Raw genomic sequence first — 6953 nt, 5'->3', positions numbered from 1 at the left:
GTGAACTGAGTGCATCCATTGTTCACGAAATCGGCCAACCGCTTGCTGCCATCCTGATCAACGGCGATGCCTGCCTTCGATGGCTGGACCGGGCGACACCTCAGCTGGACGAGGCGCGGGCCTGCGTGCAGAGCATGGTGAGCGAAGGCGACCGAGCGAGCGAAATCGTCCGGCATATCCGCACGCTCATCAAGGGGGCGACCCCGCAGAAAACGCGGCTCGAGCTCAACGAGGTCGTCAACGAAGTTGTGTCGCTCGTTCAGCGCGAGGTGTCCAACCATCAGGTCTGGTTGCGTCTCAACCTCGCCCCCGAGTGCCTGCGCTGTTGGGCGACCGGGCCCAGCTCCAACAAGTGATCATCAATTTCGTCATCAATGGCATACAGGCGATGGCCGGCATCCGGGACAGGCCGCGGGAAATCTTGATCGAGTCTCGTCGTGCCGAGAATGGCAATGTGGTCGTCGCCGTGCAGGACTCTGGCACGGGCATCGATCCGAAAGACGCGGATCGGCTGTTCGAGGCTTTCTTCACCACGAAGTCCGACGGAATGGGCATGGGCTTGTCGATCTGCCGTTCGATCATCGAAGCCCACGGAGGCCAGGTTTGGGCGTCCAACAACGCGGGGCACGGTGCCATTTTCCAGTTCAGCCTGCCTTCGATCGGCGCGAGCGCCTCGTGAGGGGAGAGGCGTGTCGCTGTCACGCGTACTCCTTGGCGCGAGACATACTTGCAGTGCACGCTTGCTGAACGTGGCACAATCGGCACCTGGGAGGGATTTCAGGGATGCTGAAGAAAACCGAATCCGCCTGTTTCGTGATCGCCGATATTTCCGGCTACACCCGCTTTCTCGCCGGGGTCGAACTCGATCACGCACAAGACATTATCGCCGACCTGATGGACACGGTCGTGAGATGCCTGCGCCCCCCGTTGCGACTCGCCAAATTCGAGGGTGACGCAGCCTTTTTCTACGCGATCAACGAGAAGGTTGACGGATCGCTTCTCCAGGACGCCATCGAGTCGGCCTACTTCGCCTTCCGCAAGCGTCTGCGCAACATCAAGCAAGCATCATCCTGCGGATGCAGTGCCTGCAGGAACATACAGAACCTTGACCTGAAGTTCGTCGGCCACCATGGCGAGTTCATCAGGCAGAGGATGGCTGGCCGCGAGGAGCTTGCCGGTCGGGATGTCATCGTCATTCATCGTCTCCTGAAGAATGCAGTGAACGAGCGCCTCGGTGGCCACGCCTATGCGCTGTATTCCGACCCCTGCATCCAGGCGATGGGCATCGATCCATTCGCGCAGGGCCTCGTCGAGCACCGGGAGTCGATCGACATCATCGGCGAGGTGAAGTGCTGGGTGCGCGATCTCGAAGAGGCATGGAAGAAGGAGAGCGAGCGCCAGCGAAATGAAGTGACCCGCGGCAAGGCGGCCTTGGTGATCGAGTTCGACATCGCGGCCCGGCGTCCGATCGTCTGGGAATATTTCATCCTGCCTAGCCAACGGCCGAAATGGCGGGCCGCTGACGAGGTACGCGAAATGTCGGAGAGCGGCCGCCGAGGGGTCGGCACGATCAACCACTGCATGCATGGTCCCCACGCCGTCATCGAGGAGGTGATCGACTGGCACCCGTTCGACTATCTGACACTGACCACGCTGCTGCCCATGCCCGAAGCTCCCAAGGTGCTTATGACGTATGCGTTCTCGGAAAGCACGGGTGGCGGCACGCACATCGAGATTCGCGTGGCCCGGCCCAAGCCGAAGGACCAGGCGTTCCTCGAGCAGGTCGGGCCGGAATTCCAGAAGAACATCACCAATGAAGTCGCGACCCTTCGACAGATGCTCGAGGGGCAGCAGGGGAGCGCGGGGAGTGTCGAGGAGCCTGATTTACCGGTATCGGCGGAGCGATTCCTGACCCAGCCTGTTCAGTCGCGCTGAGATGCCGGGGGCGGCAAATCTTCAATTCTTGCTGCAAGAATTCGCTGATAGCTCGAATTGTGGGCAAGCACCAATCCGTTGGCTAAATGCATCGAGCCATCGCGAGTATTGATTTCATGTGCCATAGATTCACTTCTTGAACGGGATCGAGAACACCGGCGTCAGCGAATTTTGTACGCCGTGTATGCGCGTTTCTTGTTACCAGAAACGACGAACCTGGCTCGGGCCGGGCCCTGCTTCCCAGAAGTGCGGCTTCGCCTTCTCCGCGTGATTAATCGCCACTAGGAAGATCCCACCCCTCTAGAAGTAGTTCGAACTGTGCGAGACGATGGGAAACGTCTGGCGTCCCTCGAATGTTTGATTCCATTTCCCAGCGCTCAGGCCCGAGATCAATAGGATGAAGTAGTACGCATAGCTTCGCTTGTTCAATGGCTTCCACCAGTAGCCGATAGTTTGCCAGCCAATCGACATCAGGACTCCGGCCGAGATTGTCCTTTAGCGATAGTTCTAGTAGTTCTGCATACTTTTTAAGCTTGAGAGCATCCATCATCGGATCCCTTTAATTTCGCCAATCTTGTTAGCATTCGGGTCAGTCCACTGGTTGCGATGTGGAACGAGGACTTGCTGTGCCCCGCCCGTAGCCGAGTATCCGCCTTGTTGGACCGGTGCGACCTCACTGGTAAAGACCTTAGGTAAGCTTTCCGCGAAAGGCTTCATCGCATACACATCGAAGCCAAGCTGCGAACCTCGAGTCGCCTGTTCAGTAGGCAGACCAAGAATTACCCAATTTAACGACAAGACGCCTTCTTTTTGTAAATCCACATAATCACCGAGCAAACGGGAGAAATAATCAAAATAAACTTTCCCCACTTGTACAAGCGATCAATTGTTGGAAGTTCGTAGCCAGTAGCACCTAATTGCCATGAAAGAAAAGGCCAAAACAGAAGTTCGAAGAAGACCCCTGCTGCAAGCACTAGCCCCAAAAAGAACAGAAATAAGGATCCAATCGCAATTACCTCGCGCTTTACTCGAATCATTTTTTGGGATCCTTGGAGGGAGCATTAAAGATTGCGCTGACCGCGCCGCTTGTTCCTTCTGAACCAATAGCGCCAAACATTGTTCCACCAAGCGAAGATAATACATTAGGCGTAACGTATTTGGAGATACCCAAGCCCAAGTCAAGCCACTCCGGTCGGTACCACGGATTCAGTTTTGCGGTCAGCGCCCCCTCGAGCGAGCCGCCTGACTTGTAGCCGACCGCGGCACCTACAGCCGCTCCTGCATGCTCACATTCGGATTGTCGCCCTTGATACCCGAGCCGGCCAATGCACCTCCCGTATTCATCAGCAAGCCGGGTAGGAGGCCCGTGCCAAACGTCAGAGCTCCTGTCGCTCCGGCTATCGCAGTATCGGCTAGACTGATTTTCCCGTCGTTGAATACATACTGCGCTCCGGTGTTCGCCGCTGCGCCGATGCTGCTGCCGGCTGCCATTCCAATAAGTGTCGGCGCACCTCCTGCTGCAGCAACACCCATACCGCCGGCACCGCGCCGAGCAGCAGCATCGCGGCACGAGCTGTATGAGCGGCACGTGCAGTATGAGACCGTGCGAACCCTGACATGACCGCCGCACCGCGCGCGGCGGCGTCCGCTGCAGAGCGCGAGGCAGAGTCCGATGCAGAACCCCTTGCAAAACCCCTTACAAAGCCCGAGACAGAACTCACTGCAGAACCCGAGACAGAACCCATTGCAGCCGTCTCGTCCTGGCCGGCCTTGCCGGCGCCGCGCGCTGTTTCTTCCACGGCCACCCGCATGCCCCGCCGCCGGTTGAACACCAGGCGATAACGACGATCATTCATTTTTTTTGCACAACGTAGCGATGCCGCAGACGATATCGAAAGCCGATCTCGAATACTGTCAGAAGGCACTAATTCGCGACGCTCAACACAAACTCAAAACTATTCGGAATCGTCTGAATGCCCAGGCATGAGGACGATGGGTGCGGCATATCAGCGCACACCATCGATGCGTGGTGAGCGCAATCGGGCTGCGACCGGAAGTCGAAAGTTCAGGAAGTCGAAGGTCCCGCGCAGATTGATACCTTCAGGCGAGGTCGGCGCGCACGCGAGCAGCTTCACCGCACGCGCCGTTAAAGGAGGCCGTGTCTCTTCAAACGGTAGGCTAACTGAGCTCGCGTCAATCCCAGCTGGCGTGCGGCTGCGGCTACGTTGTAGCGGTTCGACGTGAGCGCATTCCGATAAGTCGCGACTTCCTTTGCGGACACAGTTGCCTGGGAATTCGAGCCGGGCAGGGGAGTTCCTGCCTTACGCGCCGGAACCTCAGGCGCGGACGCCGTCTCGACCAGGCGCCCCCCCTCGTTGAGGGAAAGCGTGTTCGCATGATGCGGCTCTTCACCGCGGAACATATGGTTGACGTCAATCGGTTCGCCGTGAGCAACCATGATCACGCCCCGCTCGACAAGGTTTTGCAACTCTCGGATATTTCCGGGGAAGTCATATTGCAACAGCGCCTGCACGGCGCGAGATGTGAACCCGGGCACCAAACGCTTGTGTTGCTCGGAGTAGCGGCGCAGAAACACTTCCATTAGCAGCGGAATGTCGTCACGGCGCTCCTTGAGCGGCGGAAGGACGATCGGAAACACGTTGAGCCGGAAGAACAGGTCTTCCCGGAACCGTCCTGCCGCCACCTCATCGCGCAGATCCACATTGGTTGCCGCAACGACACGTACGTCGACCTCGATCTCCCGGGTTCCTCCCATGCGTTCGATTCGGCGTTCCTGAAGCGCACGCAGCAGCTTGCCTTGCGCGACAAAGCTCAGTGATGCAATTTCGTCCAGAAACAGCGTGCCCCCGTGCGCCCGCTCAAACCGTCCGGGACGGGAGGCCAGGGCGCCCGTAAAGGCACCTCTTTCAACACCAAACAGCTCGGACTCGATGAGCGTGTCAGGGATGGCGGCGCAGTTGATCGCGATGAAAGGAGCGCCGGCTCGCGGACTGATGGCGTGGAGGGTCTGGGCGAACAACTCCTTGCCGGCCCCGGAAGGGCCTGTAAACAACACGGTGGCCTGTGTCGGCGCAACTCTTTCGCTGAGATGACGCGCGGCGCTGAAGCTCGAAGAGATCCCCACGAGTTTGGATGCCGCCGCGTCGTATCGGCCATCTTCCGAATTCGCCTGCTTACGCGACTTCGTCACTTCCGAGACCACGGGCACGAGGCTGCGGCGTACCCGCATCGCAGACGCCTCCGGCGCGAAGTAGTGCAGGTCTTGTTCCGGGTTGTCCCATTGATCAGCGGGGCGACCCACGATTCGGCAGACGTCGGCTCCACTCGAGCGGCAAGCCACTTCGCGGTAGATGATCATCTTTCCCATGAACGCACTGGCATACCCGCTCGCATAGCCCACCTGCATCCAGCAGGCAGGTTCCGCACCGATGCCAAACGCCGCAATGTTTTCGTCGTCTTCGCTTGAGTCATGCCACCAATAGTCGGCGAAGAAATCACCGCGCGCGATATCGAATTCGAAGGTGATGGTTTCGGGTCGAACAATGCCCTCGAGCTGGTGCATCCGAGGACCAGCATGAAATGCATTCGCATAGTCGCTGTCTGGCCACACGCGAAGGACGAGTTCGGCATCGCGCGCGCCCGCGGCATAGCCGACACGGGTCAGCAGGGATCGAGCTTGCTCCTGACCCATGCTCGAGATCAGCTCGCGTCGAAGGGCGCCATACGTTGAAGAACGCCATAACACCATACGTTGATCGTTGAGCCAGATTCGGCCATCGCCTGGCGAGAACACCAGGGACTCGGTCAGATCCCGGAGCGTCGGCGCGGCACCTTCGTCGATGTCGGCGCTGGTGCGGCTCAAGGCCGCCTGTTGCTGCAATTCAGCCAGCGACAAACGTGACGGCGTTTTCTTCACGAAGGGGAAACCATGAGATAGACCACCGGCTTGATCAGAAATTGATGATCAATTCTAGATTAAAACAAAACATTTGAACTTCGGGAATGTACCGACGCTCGTCGCGTAAGTGCATGTTTTAATTGTGGATGAAGCGGTGCCTCGTGGTTGGCACTAGCCTTGCGTTGAGTACGGCCACATCGCGTTTCATTTCAAAAACGGAGACCGTCTCACATGCTCAATGGCAAGACCATCATCGTAACGGGCGCCTCATCCGGGATCGGCGCTGCAACGGCGGCGTTCGTCGCGTCGAAAGGTGCGAGTGTCATCTCGGTGGATATCGTGCCCCCCGCCAATCCCGTGGGTCAGTTCGTCCAGGCCGACCTCGCCAGTCAGGACTCCATTGACCGGTTGGTCGCGCATCTGCCGCCCGGTGTAAATGGCCTCGCCAACATCGCGGGCTTGCCGCCTACTCGGCCCGCGACAGAGGTGATCAAGGTCAATCTCATCGGCCTGAAATACCTCACACGACAGCTTGTGCCGAAACTGGCCGATGGCGCGTCTATCGTCAATCTGGCGTCTCTCGCCGGGCTTGGCTGGGCAGACACGAAAGAAGCCATCCGTGCCAGCGAGACACTCAGTTTCGATGACGTCCCCGACTTTTGCGCTGCCCACAAAATCGAAGGGGCCCGCAGCTACTTCTTTTCGAAAGAGGCGCTGATTGTCTGGACGATGCAAAACCGTTGGACTTGGCGCTCGCGCGGGATACGGATGAACGCGGTCAGTCCCGGACCCGTCGATACGCCGATTCTCAAGGACTTCATCGAGACACTCGGCCAGCGAGCCGAAGAAGACATGCGAACCATGGACCGCGCGGGCACACCCGCCGACATTGCACCCGTAGTGGCCTTTCTGCTCTCGGACGAGGCTTTGTGGATCAGAGGCACCAATGTGCCGGCCGACGGTGGAATGTACTCCGACGTGCTATGCCGGATGCATGACTACTAGTCCACTGCTCAGTCTGGTTTAATCTCAACGCGCCCAAGTGGCTTGGCGCTACCCCATCCGAGGAGCCTTTCTCGAAGAAAACGCGATCGAGAAA

Annotated in this window: 9 protein-coding genes and 1 pseudogene; 4 read left to right on the top strand and 6 right to left on the bottom strand. The window is 58.6% G+C overall.

Annotated features, from left to right (window positions below):
- The 3 genes from HV670_RS31220 to HV670_RS22760 all read left to right on the top strand — a co-directional run.
- Positions 1–356 (top strand): histidine kinase dimerization/phospho-acceptor domain-containing protein (locus HV670_RS31220; protein ID WP_281362445.1); only part of this gene is annotated, 356 nt, incomplete at its 5' end.
- Positions 353–679 carry an ATP-binding protein gene (locus HV670_RS31215; RefSeq protein ID WP_175107271.1) on the top strand — a complete coding sequence of 109 codons (327 nt, stop codon included), beginning with the start codon at positions 353–355 and terminating at the stop codon, positions 677–679. The genes HV670_RS31220 and HV670_RS31215, both read left to right, overlap by 4 nt.
- Before the next feature lie 104 nt (positions 680–783).
- Complete coding sequence (locus HV670_RS22760) at positions 784–1935, top strand: DUF2652 domain-containing protein (RefSeq protein ID WP_175107270.1); 1152 nt, start codon at positions 784–786, stop codon at positions 1933–1935.
- Here HV670_RS22760 and HV670_RS22755 read toward each other — a convergent pair.
- From HV670_RS22755 to HV670_RS22730, 6 genes and pseudogenes are all read right to left on the bottom strand, one after another.
- Positions 1923–2060, bottom strand: coding sequence for a hypothetical protein (locus HV670_RS22755; RefSeq protein WP_175107269.1), 138 nt, complete (start codon positions 2058–2060; stop codon positions 1923–1925). The two genes, HV670_RS22760 and HV670_RS22755, sit on opposite strands and share 13 nt — an antisense overlap.
- 175 nt (positions 2061–2235) lie before the next feature.
- Positions 2236–2406, bottom strand: coding sequence for a hypothetical protein (locus HV670_RS22750; protein ID WP_175107268.1), 171 nt, complete (start codon positions 2404–2406; stop codon positions 2236–2238).
- A 75-nt stretch (positions 2407–2481) separates the two neighbouring features.
- The gene (locus HV670_RS22745) at positions 2482–2805 is read right to left on the bottom strand and encodes a hypothetical protein (protein ID WP_175107267.1); all 324 of its coding nucleotides are present in this window, start codon (positions 2803–2805) and stop codon (positions 2482–2484) included.
- A 396-nt stretch (positions 2806–3201) separates the two neighbouring features.
- Complete coding sequence (locus HV670_RS31210; protein WP_246257840.1) at positions 3202–3468, bottom strand: hypothetical protein; 267 nt, start codon at positions 3466–3468, stop codon at positions 3202–3204.
- A 185-nt stretch (positions 3469–3653) separates the two neighbouring features.
- Positions 3654–3791 (bottom strand): annotated as a pseudogene (locus HV670_RS31910) (ESPR domain-containing protein); the annotation flags it as partial.
- A 290-nt stretch (positions 3792–4081) separates the two neighbouring features.
- A complete protein-coding gene (locus tag HV670_RS22730) occupies positions 4082–5872 on the bottom strand; it encodes a sigma-54-dependent Fis family transcriptional regulator (protein WP_175107265.1) in 1791 nt (596 codons plus the stop codon).
- A 213-nt stretch (positions 5873–6085) separates the two neighbouring features.
- Here HV670_RS22730 and HV670_RS22725 point away from each other — a divergent pair, with 213 nt between their 5' ends.
- Entirely contained in the window at positions 6086–6859 is a 774-nt protein-coding gene (locus HV670_RS22725; RefSeq protein WP_175107264.1) for a coniferyl-alcohol dehydrogenase, read from the top strand.
- Positions 6860–6953: the final 94 nt, after the last annotated feature.

The sequence above is a fragment of the Pararobbsia alpina genome (genome assembly GCF_902859895.1).
GTDB classification, from domain to species: domain Bacteria; phylum Pseudomonadota; class Gammaproteobacteria; order Burkholderiales; family Burkholderiaceae; genus Pararobbsia; species Pararobbsia alpina.
The sequence above is the reverse complement of the archived record's forward strand: the minus strand, read 5'-3'. Positions and strand labels throughout refer to the sequence as shown.

What these genes read in the sequence shown, in the direction of transcription:
- HV670_RS22760 (WP_175107270.1), top strand. Translation starts at nt 784, where the DNA reads ATGCTGAAGAAAACCGAATCCGCCTGTTTCGTGATCGCCGATATTTCC.
- HV670_RS22755 (WP_175107269.1), bottom strand. Translation starts at nt 2,060, where the DNA reads ATGGCACATGAAATCAATACTCGCGATGGCTCGATGCATTTAGCCAAC.
- HV670_RS22750 (WP_175107268.1), bottom strand. Translation starts at nt 2,406, where the DNA reads ATGTCGATTGGCTGGCAAACTATCGGCTACTGGTGGAAGCCATTGAAC.
- HV670_RS31210 (WP_246257840.1), bottom strand. Translation starts at nt 3,468, where the DNA reads ATGGGTGTTGCTGCAGCAGGAGGTGCGCCGACACTTATTGGAATGGCA.
- HV670_RS22725 (WP_175107264.1), top strand. Translation starts at nt 6,086, where the DNA reads ATGCTCAATGGCAAGACCATCATCGTAACGGGCGCCTCATCCGGGATC.